This is a genomic window from Vibrio salilacus, from assembly GCF_002811245.1.
GTDB classification, from domain to species: domain Bacteria; phylum Pseudomonadota; class Gammaproteobacteria; order Enterobacterales; family Vibrionaceae; genus Vibrio; species Vibrio salilacus.
Map to the genome: position 1 here is coordinate 220,475 of NZ_NIVQ01000003.1, position 19,112 is coordinate 239,586.

Consider the following 19,112-nt stretch of genomic DNA (forward strand, 5'->3'; position numbering starts at 1 on the left):
GAGAAAGGATGTTGAGGTTCTGGATTACCATCATTGGTCTGTTATTGAGTGCGCTCTGTTACAGCGCCGAAAGTTCCTCAATGTCTCTGCTCGACAATCGCTTTCGAGTCGATCCGTCGATCAAACAGATTACGTTTGTTATCTATCGAGCGCAAAGCTCACAGCCGGTGGTGTTGGTCAGGCCGGATGGCAAAAAGTACTACGCTTGGCGCAGCCCTGATAATGTCCGTTGGTATCAAGAGTCTTCAATGGACATCATCTCGATAGACGATCCAATGCCAGGACCTTGGCAAGCGATTGGTAAGGTCACGCCTAAAAATAAAATCAAGCTAATATCTCATCTCGAATTATCAAGTGATGTACTGCCTAAGCGTTTGTTCCAAGGCGAGTCACTTAAATTTGAAGCGCGTCTGACGTCAGATGATAAACCCTTAGTATTGAGGGACTTCCTCGACCGAGTCAAACTTAAAGTTACGTTTACTAAGTTTACTGAGAACGAGGAGACCTTAGTCAAAGAAGCTCGACCTATTCCACAAGTGATCGGTGAGTTTGCCGATGATGGTCAAGAACTTGATGAAGTCGCTGGCGATGGTATTTTTACCGTGGCTCTACCAATTACGAGTGAGCCGGGTAAATATCGTGTGCGTATCACCTCGGGCAATGGCGTATTCTTGCGTGCTCAGGAGCAAGAAGTGCTGGTTTATCCAATGCCAATTATCTCGACTTTTGTTCAGTCAAGAGAAGAGGGGGTCACCAATAAATTGGTTTTCTCCGGTGAGCAGGGAATGATTAAACCTGGCTCTATTGTTGGTCATGTGGAACATGTCGATCCTGATGACAACGCCATTACTATTCAAGGCTCAGCGCAACAAGAAAGCAGTAAACTCGAACTTGAAATTCCATATAGCGATAATATTGGCTTGTATTCATGGACGGGCAAAGTGTTTGCCAGTGAAATGGGCTCAAATAGACCGCTTATTTTCCCGCTGACGGAACACACCTATAGTGTGGTTGAAGAGGTCGATATCGCTGCCACTCGCCGTCTGCAGGAACAAGAGCGTCTCAAACAGCAGAAATTGATGGAGGAGATGCAACTGATCAAAATGCGCGAAGAAAAACGCACTCGCAGCTTTATTATCATCGCTGTTGGCAACTTAATTGCTCTTATCCTTGGTATTCTTATCTGGTTTGTGCGCAGTAAACTACGGGCAAGCAAGCAAGTCGTTCCAGAGATGCAGCTAGAGATGCCGAAAAAGTAGACACAAAGATGTAGCTAAGATAAAAAAGGGCTGCAATCGCAGCCCTAATTGTTTTATTCCAGCTTACGCGACTTCAACCATGTTTGGTGCATGCACCGGCATTGGCTTTGCGGCGAGGTCCTCAGGGCTAAAGTCATCAACATTAATCACATACAGACGCTGCTGTTCTGCTTGCTTAAGCAATTCGGCTTGCGCTTTATCTAAAATACCTTTCTCTAGCCCCAGTTCTGCGACTTCATCCAAGCGCAAGAATGGACGTCGTTGGCCAGTTTCTTTACATACCTTATCGAACAGTGGTTCCGCTTGCAAAATAACCCCAAGCGCGTGCTCGATTTTACCCGCAGGATTGAATTCACTGGCTTCAAGGTATTGATTGCGGCCGATGCGTGAACGTGTCTCACTTGGTGTTTGCAGGATTTGAGCGACTTTGCTATCTAGTTTGTCACTCGGTGCCGTGCGTATGCGACCAAACGGCATGATCACCAGACGCAGAGCCTTGCCCAGCAGTTTGTTGGGGAAGTTAGCTAAGAACTCATCAATGGCATGCTCAGCTTGTTGCAAGCTGTCTTGAAGACCCCAGTGTACCAATGGTAAATCTTCTTGCTGACGACCTTCTGACTCAAAGCGCTTAAGCGTTGCTGAGCTGAGGTATAGCTGACTTAGTATATCGCCTAAGCGGGCAGACAAGCGCTCTTTGCGTTTCAGCGAGCCACCTAAGACCGCCATTGCGATATCCGACAAGAACGCAATGTTCGCACTGTAGCGGTTTAACTGTTGATAGTAGCGCTTAGTGGCATCATTGGTTGGCGCGGCAGATAAGCGGCCATCGGTAATACCTAACCACAAACTACGGACTAGATTACTTAGCGTAAAGCTCACGTGACCGACAAGCGCGGCATCGAATTTATCTAAAGCGTCAGAACTTTGCGAATAAGCGGCGTTCATCTCGTCAAGCACATAAGGATGACAACGAATCGCACCTTGGCCAAAGATGATCATCGAGCGGGTGAGGATATTTGCCCCTTCAACAGTGACAGCAATAGGCGCGCCTTGATAACCTCGCGCAAGGAAGTTTGATGGGCCTAAACAGATCCCTTTACCGCCGACGATATCCATCGCATCGATGATGCTTTGTTGACCGCGGTGAGTACAGTGGTACTTAACGATGGCCGAGATCACCGATGGCTTTTCACCTAAATCGATACCCGCAACTGTGAGTGCACTGGCGGCATCCATCACATAGGCGTTACCACCTAAGCGCGCTAACGGCTCTTCAACGCCTTCCATGTGGCCAATCGGTTGTTTAAATTGACGACGGATTCGGGCATAAGCGCCAGTCGCCAACGCGGCCGTTTTAATGCCGCCCGTTGAGTTGGATGGCAAGGTAATGCCACGACCTACCGACAGACACTCAACCAACATACGCCAGCCTTGACCTGCCATCTTAGGTCCGCCAATGATGAAATCAAGTGGTACAAAAAGGTCTTCGGCACGCGTTGGGCCATTTTGGAACGGCACGTTAAGCGGGAAGTGACGGTTGCCAATCTCGACCCCTTCAAGGTCCGTTGGAATCAATGCACAAGTAATGCCAAGGTCAGTAATGTCACCTAATAGGCCATCTGGGTCACGCAGCTTGAACGCCAGACCAAGTACTGTCGCGACAGGTGCCAGCGTAATGTAGCGTTTATTCCAGGTCAGGCGCATACCAAGCACTTCTTTGCCTTGCCATTCGCCCTTACACACCACACCGAAATCGGGGATTGATCCCGCATCTGAGCCTGCTTCTGGGCTAGTGAGAGCGAAACATGGAATGTCTTTGCCTTGAGCGAGGCGAGGTAAGTAGTAATCTTTTTGATCAGTGGTTCCGTAGTGCTGTAATAGTTCACCAGGGCCAAGAGAGTTCGGTACGCCAACGGTTGATGACAGGACACCCGATACGCCGGTCAGTTTTTGTAAGACTAACGATTGTGCGTAAGCAGAAAATTCCAAGCCGCCATATTTCTTCTTGATGATCATGGCAAAAAACTTGTTATCTTTTAGGTATTGCCAAACATGGGGGGGTAAATCGGCCAATTCATGGGTTACTTGATAGTCATTAACCATGGCACACACTTGGTTAACTGGACCATCGAGAAACGCTTGTTCTTCAGCGCTTAACTTAGGATCTTGAATCTGATGGAGTTTTTTCCAGTCAGGTTTGCCTTTGAATAGTTCCGCTTCCCACCAAACTGTGCCGGCGTCGAGTGCTTCTTTCTCGGTTTTTGACATCGCTGGCAGCACTTTTTTGAACAACAATAGCGCTTTTTTACTGATCAGAGATTGTCTTATTGATGGCACGGCTAAAACAGCAATGGCGGCGATATAGAGTAACCAGCTTAGTGAACCGACACCGCCAAACACTGAAAGCACCACCATAGTGATGGTCAGTGCAGCAATGGAAGTCAATAGTGAGCTACGGTGGTAGAGGCAGGTGGCGAGCACCACGATAAAGCCAAGTATAGAGAGCAAGATGTCCATATATGTTTCCTTTTACGACGATTATTAGTTTGTTCTACGTCGATGAGTAGTAAGAGGTCTAACCAGTTAAGTGTAATCAAAATATTAATGAAATGTAAAACGGATAATTGCTTAAAAAGTGATCTAAGTAGAGTGGTTAGTCTAAAAATGCCAACTGGTGCCAGTTTTATGAGCGAAGAGTGACGACAAAAGTGGAATTGTTCTCAACTCACTATCGACAGTGACAAATGTTTGGGTAAACTCTGTTAGTAACGCTTTCTGTATTTATTGCAGAACTATCTATGACAACGATTAGAGATAAACCTATGTACCAGGATTTAATTAAAAGTGAATTGACGGAAGCGGCGGATGTATTGAATCAGTTTTTGAGTGATGACCACAATATCGCTCAGATCGAAGCGGCGGCAAAAATGCTTGCCAATTCGTTCAAGCAAGGCGGCAAAGTACTTTCTTGTGGTAACGGTGGTTCTCACTGTGATTCGATGCATTTTGCTGAAGAGTTAACTGGACGTTATCGTGAAAATCGACCTGGCTTACCTGGTATTGCTATCTCTGATCCAAGTCACCTGTCTTGTGTGAGCAACGACTTTGGTTACGAGTACGTATTCTCGCGTTATGTTGAAGCGGTTGGCTCGAAAGGCGATGTGTTATTTGGCCTTTCGACGTCAGGTAACTCGGGTAATATTCTAAAAGCGATTGAAGCGGCGCAAGCAAAAGGCATGAAGACCATTGCTTTAACCGGTAAAGATGGTGGCAAAATGGCAGGTCTTGCGGATATCGAAATCCGTGTACCGCACTTTGGTTATGCCGACCGTATTCAAGAGATCCACATTAAGATCATCCATATCATCATTCAGTTAATTGAAAAAGAGATGGAAAAATAAGCACGACAATATTGGTTTAAACAGTATCGGCAACGATGTCGATACTGTGGTTTGCATAGGAGAGTCGTAAACCATGTGTGAATTGCTCGGAATGAGTGCCAATGTACCAACGGATATCTGTTTTAGTTTTACTGGGTTGATGCAACGAGGGGGGAATACCGGACCACACCGAGACGGTTGGGGTATTACTTTTTATGAAGGCAAAGGCTTTCGTAATTTTAAAGATCCAAAACCGAGTTGTGACTCTAAAATTGCTGAGTTGGTGCAAAACTATCCGATCAAAAGCCGCGCAGTGCTCAGCCACATTCGGCAAGCCAATCGTGGGGCGGTCAATCTAGAAAATACTCATCCATTTACCCGTGAGTTATGGGGACGTTATTGGACTTTCGCTCATAATGGCCAGCTTAGCGACTATGCTGATTTAGTGACAGGGCGTCATCGACCGGTTGGACAAACGGACAGTGAATTGGCATTTTGCTGGTTATTGAAACAGATGGAAGATCGTTACCCAGAGCCGCCGCAAGACATGCTCGGTGTGTTTCGTTTTATTGCTCAATGTTGTGACATTCTCAAGCAGAAAGGAGTGTTTAATATGCTTCTTTCTGATGGTCAATATGTGATGACCTTTTGCACCAATCACCTATATTGGATCACGCGTCGTGCACCGTTTGGCAAAGCGTCGTTGATTGACGAAGACGTAGAGATTAATTTCCAGGAAGAGACAACACCCAATGACATCGTGTCGGTAATTGCCACGCAACCACTGACCGACAATGAAGCGTGGCACCGAATGAAGCCCGGTGAGTTCGGGATATTCCACTTTGGTGAGATTGTTGATGGCAATGCTGACGAACTGACCGAGGTTGCTTTTGCGCCGAAGAAGGTGACCAGTCAGGCTCCGACTCAGCCGCTCGAGTAGAACCGCTTCAGTATCGATCGTATCTACCTGACCGTTACCCACAAAAAAGGCCGATGTTTGTACATCAGCCTTTTTTGTTTATTGGCGTACCTAATTAATTAAGCAAGCTGAGCTTTAATATGCTCAACAATATCCGTCATTGCTACGGCAGATTTCTCGCCATTGCGACGGTTCTTGTACTCGAAGTTGCCTTCTTTCATGCTACGGTCGCCGATAATGACAGTGTGTGGTACACCCAGCAGTTCCATATCAGAGAACATCACACCAGGGCGTTCTTTACGATCATCAAATAGGACCTCAATACCCATGGCCGTCAGTTCATCGTACAGCTTGCTTGCGGCTTGCTGTACTTCTTCTGACTTGTGCATGTTCATCGGTACAATCGCAACTTGGAATGGTGCCAGTGCGTCAGGCCAGATGATGCCGTGTTTGTCGTGGTTCTGCTCGATAGCCGCGGCAACCACACGGGTAATACCAATACCGTAACACCCCATCTCAAGAATGGCGTTCTTACCGTCAGGCCCAAGTACGCCACAGTTCATTTTCTCAGAGTAAGCGTTACCTAGCTGGAAAATGTGACCGACTTCGATACCTCGTTTAAGTTGAATTGTACCTTGACCACATGGGCTAAGATCACCTTCGACTACGTTACGTAAGTCTTCAATTTGGCTCAGTTCAACATCACGGCCCCAGTTAATACCGAAGTAGTGTTTGTCGTCGATATTGGCACCAGCGCCAAAGTCACTCATTGCTGCCACGGTGCGATCAACGATAAACGGCAGTTTAAGACCTACAGGACCAAGAGAGCCAGGACCCGCACCGATCAGCTCACGAATTTCTTGCTCTGAAGCCATCTCAAGTGGCGCTGCAACTTGTTTTAAGTTTTCAGCTTTGACTTCGTTGAGTTCATGATCGCCACGAATAATAAGCGCGATAATTGGTGCTTCAATCTCGTCAGAGGCTTTAACAAACAGTGTCTTAACAGTTTTCTCGATAGGTAGATCGAACTGTTCGACAAGTTCTGCGATGGTTTTCGCATTTGGCGTATCAACCAGCGTCATTGCTTGAGTTGGCTGTGCACGTTCGCCAGCAGGCGCTAGCGCTTCTGCTTTTTCAAGGTTCGCGGCATAATCCGACTCTGTTGAGAAGGCAATCAAGTCTTCACCGCTTTCTGCAAGCACGTGGAACTCTTGCGAGCCACTACCACCAATCGCACCACTGTCGGCCAGTACAGGACGGTAATCTAGACCCATGCGATCAAATGCTCGGCAGTAGGCATCGTGCATTGCGTCGTAAGATTTTTGCAGACCTGCTTTATCAATGTCGAAGCTGTAGGCATCCATCATCGAGAATTCACGCGAACGCATTACGCCAAAACGTGGGCGGCGTTCATCACGGAACTTAGTCTGAATTTGGTACAGGTTTAGTGGCAACTGTTTGTATGAACTGACTTCATTACGCACTAGGCTAGTGATCACTTCTTCAGCTGTCGGGCTAAGAACAAACGGACGCATATGGCGGTCAGTAAAGCGAAGTAGCTCAGGGCCCATCTTTTCACTGCGGCCTGTCTCTTCCCATAGTTCAAACGGTTGTACAACGGGCATCAAGGTTTCAACAGCATCGGCATTATTGATTTCTTGACGAACGATGTTTTCGACTTTACGCAGCACACGTAGACCGGTAGGCAGCCAAGTATAGAGACCTGAAGCCAGCTTACGGATCATACCTGCACGTAGCATGAGCTGGTGGCTCACTACTTCTGCGTCGTTTGGAGTCTCCTTCAAAGTAGAAAGAAGATATTTACTGGTACGCATTCTATGGTATCCGTTTATTAATGTTTGACAGACATTCCCTTATTGAAAGGGGAATAAAGTTAAGCCGTTTATAATATCAGCCTATTGGCTTTGTCAAAAGCGTTCAATTGCAGTAACCATTACTAAGTTATCGCTTACGCTGAATCTTATGTTCAAATCGAACAAATTTACCGCGTATTGCTTATCATCTGGCTTACCTTTCTTATAGGCAGGACGTGGGTCTTGCGCCAGTACTTGGGCGATGACTTGAGTTTCCATTGCTTGATCGCGCCGTTTTGCCAGTGTCATTTTGGCTTGAGTTGAAAACTCAACCGCTAGCGTCTCGGGCTCTTGTTCGGCATAACCGCCACAGGCATTGCTGATGTTATCGCTGTAGGGAATATACGGTTTGATATCAATAATCGGCGTACCATCGACAAGGTCAACGTTGCCTAAATCGAGATAGATTTGCTCTGCTTGCTGAGTAACTCCGTGCAATGGAATGGCAGACATACCGATGCCATTGGGCCTAAATGTTGCACGGGAAGCAAATACACCAACACGTTCGTTACCCCCAAGACGCGGAGGGCGCACCGTTGGTTTCCATCCTGCTTGCAAATTTTGGTCAAACATAAACAGTAGCCAGATATGGCTAAACTGCTCGATTCCTCGCACAGACTCAAGACAGTTTGCAGATCCTAGTAAGCGTACTCTTGAGGTCGCCGCAGTAACCAATTTCGGTTGGCGAGGAACTGCGAATTTCTCTTTATATGGACTTTCAATAATGCCGATAGGCTCGATTGAGTACATGGTGACTACTTTATTCAAAATGGTGATGGAGAAAATATCACAAAAGCACTTACGTTTCTCTTTGATAATCATTGCCAAATGATATGTTATAACATAACATTATTTCCCGCAGTGACATCAATACTCAGTCATCGCATAGAGACAGTCATTGGGCTTTAAGAGCACAATGACGGTGAATCGGTTGGATAAAAGAATCAAGAGGAAAGGTTATGAAAGTCGTTAAGTCGCTAAAAAGTGCTAAGCGTCGCCATCCAGATTGTCAGATCGTCAAAAGAAAAGGCCGTTTATACGTAATTTGCAAAACGAACCCAAGGTTTAAGGCGGTTCAAAAATAACCTACTTGAGCTGTAATATAATTGTTAATTATCTTTGCTATAGGAGCAAACGTGATGCTGTTTTACTCGATAAGCGTGGTAGGTTAAATCAATTGTTTGCCAAGTAAATAGGTGTTGTCTCGTTATTATGGTTCAACAACTTACCGAGTGCGATATAAGTAGAATTAATGGTTTTGTATGACTTATAATTCTGATAATTGAGTTTAAGTTAGTATTAATTGCTAATGAAATGTACAATTAACGTTAAAAAATATGATTTGTCACACAGTTTGTGACATTTTAGATTTCTAATTGAGTGTTTTGTCCAGTAACCTTCCGCCCGCACTTGGAACATTTGTTTCACATTTGCTCAGGGAAAACTACAAGGAGGGAACAGATGAGTTCATCTGCTTCAATGAAACAAAATACTCCCCAAAAGCCATGGTTCACGCGCTTTTTGGACACTGTTGAATATTTGGGTAATCTTCTACCTCACCCAATTACTCTTTTTGCCATCTTCTGTCTTGCTATTCTGGTGCTTTCCGGAATTGCCGGTTACTTTGAAGTCTCGGTGATGGATCCTCGCCCAGAAGGTGCCAAAGGCCGTGCTGCCGATGGCATGATTCATGTCGTTAGTTTACTGAATGCAGACGGTTTAGCGTTGATCGTGACTAACTTGGTGAAAAACTTTGTTGGTTTTGCGCCATTAGGTACCGTGCTGGTCGCGATGCTTGGTGTTGCGATTGCAGAACACTCAGGTCTATTGTCGGCGGCCATGCGTGGCATGGTGATGGGCGCATCTAAGCGCATGGTTACGGTGACCGTCGTTTTTGCAGGTATCATTTCTAATACGGCATCAGAGCTTGGCTACGTGGTTCTTATCCCACTGGCAGCGATGCTATTTCACTCTTTAGGTCGTCATCCACTTGCAGGTCTCGCCGCCGCGTTTGCTGGCGTATCTGGCGGTTACTCTGCAAATCTACTGATCGGTACTGTTGATCCGCTTCTATCAGGTATTACTGAAACGGCAGCGCAGATGATTGATCCGTCTTACACGGTTGGCCCTGAAGTTAACTGGTACTTCATGTTTGTATCAACCTTCTTTATTGCAGGGATGGGCGCGTTCGTCACAGAGAAAATTGTTGAGCCAAAGCTTGGCAAGTACAACGATGACGATTCGGCGGAAGATCTGTCTCAAGATAAGATGGGCAAACTGTCTGGAGTTGAGAAAAAAGGTCTAAAACTGGCGGGCATTGCGATCGTGGTTGTTTCTGCGCTACTGGCGTGGACGATTGTTCCTGCTGACGGTATTTTACGTTCTGACGCAGGTACGGTTGCAGGCTCTCCATTCCTTAAGAGTATCGTGGCGTTCATTTTCGTCTTCTTTGCGATTCCTGGTTTTGTCTACGGCAAAGTGGTCGGCACGATGAAGACAGACCGCGATGTTATTGATGCTATGGCTAAGTCTATGTCGTCAATGGGTATGTACATCGTATTGGTGTTCTTTGCGGCGCAATTCGTTGCTTTCTTTAAGTGGACCAACTTTGGTCAAGTCTTTGCCGTTGCTGGCGCTGACTTTCTGCAAAGCATTGGCTTAACCGGGCCGATGTTGTTCTTCGCCTTCATCCTGATGTGTGGCTTCATCAACTTGATGATCGGCTCTGCATCGGCTCAGTGGGCGGTAACTGCGCCTATTTTCGTACCGATGTTGATGCTGGTGGGCTACGCGCCAGAAACGATTCAGGCGGCTTACCGAATTGGTGATTCAACGACCAATATTATCACGCCGATGATGAGCTACTTTGGTCTGATACTCGCGGTTGCCACACGCTACATGAAGAACCTAGGGATCGGTACATTAATCGCGACCATGCTACCTTACTCGCTGTGCTTCCTCGTCGGTTGGAGTGTGTTGTTCTATCTATGGGTATTTGTGTTTGGTCTGCCAGTTGGTCCTGGTGCGGCTACTTACTACACCCCTTAGTCAGTCTGTTACTTTGCTTAATCAAGCCGGAGTCTTTTCTCCGGTTTTTTATTGTGATTGAATGGCGGCTATCTGTTTGACTCCCCTGATTGGCAGAGTCCTAAAATGGTGAGATTAAATGGTGTCAGTAGCCGGCGAGCAATAAAAAAGGCTGACGAAAACGTCAGCCTGAAAGAAAAAGGTCAAAGGTTGGGATTACCAGCCTTTAACAACCCCACCTTGGAAGATGTCAGATGCCGCAGCATATACTTCGTCAGTTTGGTAAGCTTTAACGAAGTTCTGTACATTTTCAGCTTGAACATTGTCTTCACGCGCAACAATCAGGTTTACGTATGGCGACTGTTTATCTTCAACGAAAATACCGTCTTTTTGTGGCGTTAAGTTGATAGAGCTGGCGTAAGTGGTGTTGATCACAGACAGCGCAACGTCGTCGAGTGAGCGTGGAAGCTGAGCGGCGTCAAGTTCAACAATGGTGATGTTCTTAGGGTTTTGTGCAATATCACGTACCGTCGCAAGTAGTCCAACGTCTTCACGTAGTTTCAACAGACCTTGCTGCTCAAGCAATATCAGTGAACGACCTAGGTTCGTTGGATCGTTAGGAACCGCAATACGCGCGCCATCTTGGATCTCATCAACCGATGTTACTTGCTTTGAATAACCCGCGATAGGGTAAACAAAAGTGTTGCCTGCGATAGTCAGTTTGTAATCACGGTCAATCACTTGCTGATCTAGGTATGGCTTGTGTTGGAATGCGTTGATGTCGATTGAGCCATCATCAAGTGCGGCGTTTGGTGTGACGTAGTCAGTGAAAGTGACTAGCTCGACATCCAAGCCATACTTTTCTTTCGCTACTTTTGCTGCGACTTCCGCAACCTGAGCTTCTGCGCCAGCCATTACGCCAACTTTGATTTTGCTAGTATCAGCTTGCTTTTCGCCACAACCAGTTAGAATTAGTGCAGACGCTACTGCTGCAATAGTCAAAAGACCTTTAAGATTGAATTTCATCACTATCTCCTTATGAATAAATCTGTGAAGTATGGTAGAACTTATTGATTAACGGTGGTCGACACGACGGACAATCGCATCACCAATAGATTGAATAATTTGTACCAGCACAATGAGCATCACTACCGTCACGGCCATGATCACCACATCATAGCGATGGAAACCATAACGAATTGCAACGTCACCTAGGCCACCACCACCGACAGTACCGGCCATGGCAGAGTAGCTGACTAAGGTCACTAGCGTAATGGTTACCGAGTTAACGATGGTTGGCATTGCCTCTGGAAGTAGTACCTTAGAGATGATCTGCATTGGTGTAGCTCCCATCGATTGCGCGGCTTCAACCAAACCAGTTGGTACTTCTAATAGTGCGCCTTCAATCAGACGGGCAACAAATGGAATTGCGCCAATCGTCAGTGGCACAATCGCAGCTGTCGTACCAATAAAAGTACCGACCAACAGCTTGGTCACAGGAATAATCGCTACCATTAACACTAAAAAAGGAACCGAACGACCGATATTGACGATAGCGCCCAAGATGCGATTGAGTTTGGTGTTCTCAAGCAATCCGCCTTTTTTACTGGTATGCAAGATCACGCCAAGAGGGATACCGACAGCAAAGCCAACAATACCCGCTACGGCGACCATGTAGAGTGTTTCCCAAGTTGCGCCCAGCAGAAGTTTGCTGTTTAAGTTCAGCCACTGTGAAATTTCGTTAAAGGACATAACCCAGTACCTCTACTTTTACGTTATGGTCACGCAGGAACGCTATCGCTGCATTGTCATCTTGTTCATTACCAAATAGCTCCGCGACCATCATGCCGAATTTAACGCCGCCAGCGTAGTCAAGATCTGAACTCAAAATCGAAACATCGATGTTGAATTTACGGACAATTTGGCTCATCAATGGTGCATCAACGGTTGCTCCGGTAAACTCTAAACGCACTAATGGGTAACTATTCTCGACACGTGTTGGTTGCAAACGTGCTTGATAATCTTCTGGAATCGACAAGTCTAACGTTGAGCGGATAAACTGATGCGCCAGTTCCGTTTTGGGGTGGGCAAAAATTTCGCCGACGGTGCCTTTCTCAACCAACTCACCATCGCCAATGATCGCAACTTGATGACAGATGCTTTTGACCACATCCATTTCATGAGTGATCAATAGTATGGTGATGTTGAGTTTACGGTTGATCTCTTTAAGCAGATCCAATATTGATTGGGTGGTTGCAGGATCAAGCGCGCTGGTGGCTTCATCACATAGCAATACTTTCGGGTCGGATGCCAGAGCACGGGCAATCGCCACACGCTGCTTTTGGCCGCCACTCAAATTGGCCGGGTAGCTTTCATGCTTATCGGCCAGACCGACTAACTTTAACAGGCCCGTGACCTTGTTTTTGATGTGCGCCTGATCTTTTCCTGCTAATTCTAGAGGTAGCGCAGTGTTTTCGAACACGGTACGTGAAGAGAGCAAATTAAAATGCTGAAAGATCATGCCGATGTTACGACGTGCTTCGCATAGCTGTGGTTTGCTCAGCTTGGTTAGGTCAACCCCATCAACAACGATTGAGCCTGAGCTTGGAGCTTCCAGCATGTTAACACATCGAATTAAAGTACTTTTCCCTGCTCCAGATGAGCCAATAACACCAAAGATTGTTCCCTGAGGGACATTTAGGTTGATCGCTTTCAAGGCATGTATTTCCTTACTGCCTTGATAGAAAACCTTATTTACTTGATTAATTTCAATCATTGAGAAACCCGTTATCAGTTTGGATGAGCAGTAGACGATTATTTTGAACTACATCTCATTTACCAGAGAATGCTATGGGTTTGAGTGTTGAGTGTCAATAGATATTTTTACGTCTAGACGTCTAAACGTATCTTTCGCTAAAACCAATCGGAATGAGTTAGTGGAGAATGACATAAGAGGCATTAGTACAATCCATCGAGATGGCATAAAAAGGGGACTCAGGTATAATCTGGATACTAAAGCAAGCAAAATGAGAAACATATTTTGGCGAAACCAGCAGTCTTTCTAGACCGCGATGGCGTAATCAACGTCGATCACGGCTACGTGCATGACGAGCACGAGTTTGAATTCATCGAAGGGGTATTTGAAGCGGCTAAGCAGCTGAAACAGATGGGCTATCAACTTGTTCTAGTGACCAACCAATCTGGTATTGCACGGGGTAAATTCAGTGAAGACCGTTTTCTCTCGCTGACTCAGTGGATGGATTGGAACTTTGTCGACAACGGCGTTGAATTTGATGGCATCTACTATTGCCCGCACCATCCAGAGCAGGGTTTAGGTAAATATAAGCAAGCGTGCGATTGTCGTAAACCTAAGCCTGGTATGTTTATTTCTGCGCGTGACTTTTTGCATATCGACATGGCTAACTCGGTCATGGTTGGTGATAAAGCCGAAGATTTGATGGCTGCTGAAGCGGCGGGTGTCGGCTGCAAAATTTTAGTGCGAACGGGTAAGCCGATCACCGAAAAAGGCCAGGCTATAGCCTCGGTGGTGCTAGACAGCATTAAAGATGTCCCTGCTTATCTAACCAAATAATCAATCAAAAGTCGCTCTGGGCGGCTTTTATTTTGTCTGGAGGTTATCATGACTATACGTTTATTAATAAGCACAGTGTTAGCTGCATTGATCGTTGGCTGCGTGAGCGAGCGCGTTGTGAGAGAAAGCACATTTCAGGGTGACTTTACCCGTTATCACTGTGAGTCACAGTACTCCTTTCAAGTTGCCTATATGCCCAATACGCCAGCTGCGTTGCTCAGGCTAGTTGATGGTGATTATCGCTTAATTCAAGTTCCTTCAGGGTCTGGGGTTAAGTACACGCTTGATGGCATGACCCATCAAGCGCCGAATCCGATCACGCTGCATGCTAAAGGCAATCAAGCCCGTTTGGAGATTGGCCAAATGGTTTACAGTGATTGCCTTACGCAATAATTACTTTACTATTGCGGCGGTGCGGCCGCGTTAGCCGCGAGTGTTCGATAATAGAATCAGAGAGTTATGAGTAAGAAACTAACCATTCTTGATATTGCCAAGTTATCTGGGGTCGGTAAGTCAACCGTTTCCCGAGTGTTGACCAATGATCCTAAAGTCAAACCTGAAACACGGGCGAAAGTTGAGCAAGTGATCCGAGAGTCTGGTTATGTGCCCTCTAAGTCAGCTCAAGCGATGCGGGGCGGCAGCCAGAAAGTGGTGGGGGTGATTATCTCTCGTCTTGATTCCCCTTCAGAAAACAAAGCGGTCAGCAGCATGCTGGCAACCTTATACGCCGCCAGTTACGATGTGGTGATTATGGAAAGTCAGTTTGATCGCAGGAAAACCAATGAGCACCTTGACGTATTGAAAAGACGCAACGTTGATGGTGTGATCATTTTCGGTTTTAACGATCTCGATGTCACGACACTCGCAAGCTGGCAAGGGCGGTCGGTGGTCATTGCAATGGATACCGATGTCGTGTCATCAATTAACTACGATAATCGTGGTGTCATCGTGTGTGCATTGGAACACCTCAAGACGCAGAGCATCGACAACATCGCCTTTATCGGTGTTGACCCGAGCGATAAAACCACCGGTTTGCTGCGCCTTAACGCTTATTTAGACTGGTGTCAGCAACAGCAAATGACACCCTGTTATCAAACCGGACACTTAAACCGCGAAAGTGGCTACCAGTTAGTGGATCAAGTGTTAACTGACCAAACTCAGGCGATAGTTTGTGCCAGTGATACGTTAGCGCTTGGTGTGATTAAACGTCTGCAAGAACTCGAGCGTGAAGATGTTGCTGTCACTGGCGTCGGTGGTAATGAGTTGCTCTCTTTTCTCTTTCCCAATATTTACAGCATTGATCCTGGCTACTCTCAAGCCGGTGAACGTTCAGCTAACCTTCTTATTTCACATATCAATGGTGAGCCAGGGGCTACGCACATTACTCAACAGCCAGTTGAGTTCTAAGTCATTATTTTTAGAATGATTTAAAATTATACTGTGATCACATTCAATTAATGGGACTGTTCCCATTTTTATCTTTAGGTAAATCTGACACTATAATAACCATAAATGGGAATGTTCCCATTAATAATAAAAATAATAACAACAGCAAAAGTCAGTGTGAAAAACACGAGAATGAGAATCCAATTAGGGGGACATGGATATGAGTAAGATTGCGAAACAAGAGGTGGAGCGTCTGATTGAATTTGTCGGCGGTCGCGACAATATAGCCAGTGTAAGTCACTGTTTAACAAGGCTTCGTTTTGTCTTGAATGATACCGATAAAGCGGACGTTGCAGCGCTAGAAGCTTTGCCGTTGGTAAAAGGTTGTTTCACCAACGCGGGGCAATTTCAGGTTGTAATAGGGACTGAAGTTGATGACGTGTACAAGGTATTAATTGATCTATCAGGGAAAAGTGAAGCGTCTAAAGACGAGTCAAAACAAGCGGCGCGTCAAAACATGAACGTGCTTGAGCGTGGGATTTCCCATCTTGCTGAAATCTTTGTCCCTCTGCTACCTGCCATCATTACTGGTGGTTTAATTCTAGGTTTTCGTAATGTCATTGGCGACATCAAGATGTTTGATGGGCAGTCGTTAACGGAAATCAGCCAGTTTTGGGCGACAGTGCATAGCTTCTTGTGGCTGATCGGTGAAGCCATCTTCTTCTTCCTTCCGGTCGGTGTGTGTTGGTCGACGGTGAAAAAGCTTGGCGGAACTCCGATTCTGGGTATTACGCTTGGTGTGACTTTAGTTTCCCCTCAATTGATGAACGCTTATTTAATCGGTAAGCAAGTCCCTGAAGTCTGGGATTTTGGCCTCTTTGTGATTGAAAAAGTGGGCTATCAAGCTCAAGTGATTCCAGCCATGTTAGCGGGTATCGCCTTGGCGTTTATTGAAACGAACCTTAAACGTATTGTTCCTTCTTACCTTTATTTAGTGGTCGTGCCGTTTGTTTCTATCATTTTGTCCGTGGTTCTTGCGCACTCAATTATTGGCCCGTTTGGTCGCGTTCTAGGTGACGGCGTTGCTTTCGCAGCAAAAGCGGCCATGACAGGTGACTTCGCAGTAATCGGTTCAATGGTCTTTGGTTTCCTTTATGCGCCACTCGTCATTACGGGCATCCACCACACGACGAATGCGGTTGATCTACAGTTAATGCAAGATTTAGGTGGTACGCCAATCTGGCCTTTGATTGCACTATCAAATATTGCTCAAGCATCAGCGGTTGTCGGCATCATTATCATTAGTAAGAAACACGGTGAGCGTGATATCTCTGTTCCAGCCGCCATTTCAGCCTACTTAGGTGTAACAGAACCTGCGATGTACGGTATTAACTTGAAGTACAAATTCCCTATGCTGAGCGCGATGATCGGTAGTGCGATAGCGGCTGCGATTTGTGGTAGTGCTGGTGTGATGGCCAATGGTATCGGTGTCGGTGGCTTGCCGGGTATCTTATCTATCCAGCCGCAATACTGGGGCATCTTTGCGATTGCGATGCTGGTCGCTATTGCTGTCCCAGCGACACTGACGCTGTTCTTCTACAAACGTGCGCAAATCAAAGATGAACTTGATCTCGTCAGCAATTAATCGTTCCATTAAACACATTTTCAGGAGCGACGTTTGTCGCTCCTTTTTAATCACTATTTTTCGGTAAGTAGGTTTAGTAATGACAACAATCACTCAGGATCCTAATTGGTGGAAAACCGCCTCGATTTATCAAATCTACCCCAAGAGTTTTTGTGACAGTGGCGACAAAGGCACGGGAGACATCCAGGGCATTATTTCTAAGTTGGATTATTTACAACGTCTTGGTATTGATGCCATCTGGCTTACCCCAGTTTATCAATCACCGATGATCGACAATGGTTATGATATTTCAGACTATTATGCGATTAATCCAGATTTTGGTACCATGGCCGACTTCGACCAATTGCTCGAGGAAGCGCATCAGCGTGGTATCCGCCTGATCATGGATATTGTGGTTAATCACACCTCGACGGAACATCAGTGGTTCCAATCGGCGCTGGGTGATAAGAACAGCCCGTATCGTGATTACTATATTTGGCGTGATCCGGTTGAAGGAGAAGCGCCGAATAACTGGTTATCTAAGTTTGGTGGCAGTGCATGGGCGTTAGATGACGCAACAGGGCAATATTATCTGCACCTATTTGCCAAAGAGCAGGCGGATCTAAATTGGGAAAATCCTCAAGTTCGTGAAGAAGTGAAGCAAGTGATTCGTTTCTGGGCTGAAAAAGGGGTGGATGGCTTTCGTCTCGATGTGATCAATTTAATCTCAAAAGCACAGGATTTCAGTGATGATCACCAAGGTGATGGCCGCCGTTTTTATACTGATGGCCCGCGCGTGCATGAATTCTTACAAGAGATCAGCCAAGCGGTTTTCCAACAATACGACAGTGTCACTGTGGGGGAAATGTCCTCAACAACGCTTGAACATTGCCAGCAATATTCAAGCTTGGATGGCAAAGAGCTGTCGATGGTGTTTAACTTCCATCATTTAAAAGTGGATTATCCGAACGGTGAAAAATGGACCAAAGCGCCATTTGATTTCTTGCAATTGAAGCAGATATTTAACCATTGGCAAACGGGATTAAATGGCAAAGGTTGGGGCGCACTATTTTGGTGTAATCACGATCAGCCGCGCATCGTTAGTCGTTTAGGTAATGACAAACAGTATCGTGTTGAGTCAGCGAAAATGCTCGCAGCTTCCATACACATGATGCAAGGTACGCCGTATATTTACCAGGGTGAAGAGTTCGCTATGACCAACCCTGGCTATACTTCCATTGAGCAGTATCGTGATGTCGAAAGTACCAATATGTACGACATCATGGTCCACCAGCAAGGTGTTAAACATGATGAGATGATGGCCATCTTGGCGCAAAAGTCACGAGATAACTCTCGCACACCGATGCAGTGGAACCGCGAGCGTTATGCGGGTTTTTCTAAGGCGCAACCTTGGTTAGATATTGCTGATAACTATCAAGAGATCAATGCAGAACAAGCTGAACAAAATTACGATTCGGTGTTTTATTTCTATCAACAACTGATTCAATTGCGTAAGCAAATTGAGGTAATTACAACCGGGGATTACCTCGATCTCTACCCAGATCACGACGCGGTGTTTGGCTATCAACGCCGTTCACAACAGCAAACCTTGATCTGTTTGAATAACTATTATGCTCAAGAAACAGAATGCGTTCTGCCGAGTGATTTTGAGGCTAGTCAGGCGAGTTACGTATTGGGCAACTATCAGGATTTACCGCAACAAGTAAGTCGGCATCAGGTGTTACGTCCTTACGAAACGCGGATTATTGTTTTGCAAAACTAACCCCCAATGTTGTTTGCTTACTGCCCCGTTCTGCGGGGCTTTTTTATGGCGATGATAAAATTCATACGCAAAAAAGCCAGCTCAATGAGCTGGCTTTTTTAAAGGTGGTGGAGGGGGACGGATTCGAACCATCGAAGGCAGTGCCAGCAGATTTACAGTCTGATCCCTTTGGCCACTCGGGAACCCCTCCAGGGTGTGTTCTTATTCCTAACAGAATAAGCTTAATTAATGTTTTCCCAACACGTTAATCAAGGGTTTCTCACAATTT

General features: G+C 45.9%; 16 protein-coding genes and 1 tRNA gene. 10 read left to right on the top strand and 7 right to left on the bottom strand.

Annotated features, from left to right (window positions below):
• The first annotated feature begins 8 nt into the window (after positions 1 to 8).
• Positions 9 to 1,259 carry a TIGR03503 family protein gene (locus CDZ87_RS03615; RefSeq protein ID WP_100752208.1) on the top strand — a complete coding sequence of 417 codons (1,251 nt, stop codon included), beginning with the start codon at positions 9 to 11 and terminating at the stop codon, positions 1,257 to 1,259.
• Positions 1,260 to 1,322: 63 nt separating this feature from the next.
• Here the strand turns inward: CDZ87_RS03615 and fadE are convergent, their stop codons facing one another.
• Positions 1,323 to 3,776, bottom strand: a complete 2,454-nt coding sequence (gene fadE / locus CDZ87_RS03620; RefSeq protein ID WP_100752209.1) for an acyl-CoA dehydrogenase FadE — start codon at positions 3,774 to 3,776, stop codon at positions 1,323 to 1,325.
• Positions 3,777 to 4,081: 305 nt separating this feature from the next.
• Between fadE and lpcA the strand changes: the two genes are divergently transcribed.
• A complete protein-coding gene (gene lpcA / locus CDZ87_RS03625) occupies positions 4,082 to 4,660 on the top strand; it encodes a D-sedoheptulose 7-phosphate isomerase (RefSeq protein WP_100752210.1) in 579 nt (192 codons plus the stop codon).
• A 73-nt stretch (positions 4,661 to 4,733) separates the two neighbouring features.
• A complete protein-coding gene (locus CDZ87_RS03630) occupies positions 4,734 to 5,579 on the top strand; it encodes a class II glutamine amidotransferase (RefSeq protein ID WP_100752211.1) in 846 nt (281 codons plus the stop codon).
• Positions 5,580 to 5,677: 98 nt separating this feature from the next.
• Here the strand turns inward: CDZ87_RS03630 and CDZ87_RS03635 are convergent, their stop codons facing one another.
• Together CDZ87_RS03635 and tsaA are read right to left on the bottom strand one after the other, a co-directional pair.
• The gene (locus tag CDZ87_RS03635) at positions 5,678 to 7,393 is read right to left on the bottom strand and encodes a proline--tRNA ligase (protein WP_100752212.1); all 1,716 of its coding nucleotides are present in this window, start codon (positions 7,391 to 7,393) and stop codon (positions 5,678 to 5,680) included.
• A gap of 93 nt (positions 7,394 to 7,486) precedes the next feature.
• Positions 7,487 to 8,182, bottom strand: coding sequence for a tRNA (N6-threonylcarbamoyladenosine(37)-N6)-methyltransferase TrmO (gene tsaA / locus CDZ87_RS03640; RefSeq protein ID WP_100752227.1), 696 nt, complete (start codon positions 8,180 to 8,182; stop codon positions 7,487 to 7,489).
• A 209-nt stretch (positions 8,183 to 8,391) separates the two neighbouring features.
• Between tsaA and ykgO the strand changes: the two genes are divergently transcribed.
• On the top strand, positions 8,392 to 8,517 hold the full coding sequence (gene ykgO, locus CDZ87_RS03645) for a type B 50S ribosomal protein L36 (protein WP_100752213.1): 126 nt from the start codon (positions 8,392 to 8,394) through the stop codon (positions 8,515 to 8,517).
• A gap of 376 nt (positions 8,518 to 8,893) precedes the next feature.
• The gene (locus tag CDZ87_RS03650; RefSeq protein WP_100752214.1) at positions 8,894 to 10,480 is read left to right on the top strand and encodes an AbgT family transporter; all 1,587 of its coding nucleotides are present in this window, start codon (positions 8,894 to 8,896) and stop codon (positions 10,478 to 10,480) included.
• A gap of 195 nt (positions 10,481 to 10,675) precedes the next feature.
• On the opposite strand, the gene CDZ87_RS03655 is transcribed toward CDZ87_RS03650, so the two are convergent.
• From CDZ87_RS03655 to metN, 3 genes are read right to left on the bottom strand one after another with little or no spacing between them, the layout of a single operon-like run.
• Positions 10,676 to 11,485: a MetQ/NlpA family lipoprotein gene (locus tag CDZ87_RS03655; protein ID WP_100752215.1), complete on the bottom strand. Its 810-nt coding sequence runs from the start codon at positions 11,483 to 11,485 to the stop codon at positions 10,676 to 10,678.
• Positions 11,486 to 11,533: 48 nt separating this feature from the next.
• Positions 11,534 to 12,211: a methionine ABC transporter permease gene (locus CDZ87_RS03660; protein ID WP_100752216.1), complete on the bottom strand. Its 678-nt coding sequence runs from the start codon at positions 12,209 to 12,211 to the stop codon at positions 11,534 to 11,536.
• Positions 12,201 to 13,235, bottom strand: a complete 1,035-nt coding sequence (metN, locus tag CDZ87_RS03665) for a methionine ABC transporter ATP-binding protein MetN (protein ID WP_100752217.1) — start codon at positions 13,233 to 13,235, stop codon at positions 12,201 to 12,203. Before metN ends, CDZ87_RS03660 begins: the two co-directional genes overlap by 11 nt.
• A 264-nt stretch (positions 13,236 to 13,499) precedes the next feature.
• Between metN and gmhB the strand changes: the two genes are divergently transcribed.
• The 5 genes from gmhB (at position 13,500) to treC (ending at position 18,844) form a co-directional block, all read left to right on the top strand.
• The gene (gene gmhB, locus CDZ87_RS03670; RefSeq protein ID WP_100752218.1) at positions 13,500 to 14,051 is read left to right on the top strand and encodes a D-glycero-beta-D-manno-heptose 1,7-bisphosphate 7-phosphatase; all 552 of its coding nucleotides are present in this window, start codon (positions 13,500 to 13,502) and stop codon (positions 14,049 to 14,051) included.
• A gap of 48 nt (positions 14,052 to 14,099) precedes the next feature.
• The gene (locus CDZ87_RS03675; protein WP_100752219.1) at positions 14,100 to 14,444 is read left to right on the top strand and encodes an MliC family protein; all 345 of its coding nucleotides are present in this window, start codon (positions 14,100 to 14,102) and stop codon (positions 14,442 to 14,444) included.
• A 66-nt stretch (positions 14,445 to 14,510) separates the two neighbouring features.
• Positions 14,511 to 15,458: a trehalose operon repressor TreR gene (gene treR / locus CDZ87_RS03680; protein WP_100752220.1), complete on the top strand. Its 948-nt coding sequence runs from the start codon at positions 14,511 to 14,513 to the stop codon at positions 15,456 to 15,458.
• A gap of 199 nt (positions 15,459 to 15,657) precedes the next feature.
• The gene (gene treB / locus CDZ87_RS03685) at positions 15,658 to 17,082 is read left to right on the top strand and encodes a PTS trehalose transporter subunit IIBC (RefSeq protein WP_100752228.1); all 1,425 of its coding nucleotides are present in this window, start codon (positions 15,658 to 15,660) and stop codon (positions 17,080 to 17,082) included.
• Between the two features lie 79 nt (positions 17,083 to 17,161).
• Positions 17,162 to 18,844: an alpha,alpha-phosphotrehalase gene (gene treC / locus CDZ87_RS03690; protein ID WP_100752221.1), complete on the top strand. Its 1,683-nt coding sequence runs from the start codon at positions 17,162 to 17,164 to the stop codon at positions 18,842 to 18,844.
• Positions 18,845 to 18,949: 105 nt separating this feature from the next.
• On the opposite strand, the gene CDZ87_RS03695 is transcribed toward treC, so the two are convergent.
• A tRNA-Tyr gene (locus tag CDZ87_RS03695) sits at positions 18,950 to 19,034 on the bottom strand.
• Positions 19,035 to 19,112 lie beyond the last annotated feature (78 nt).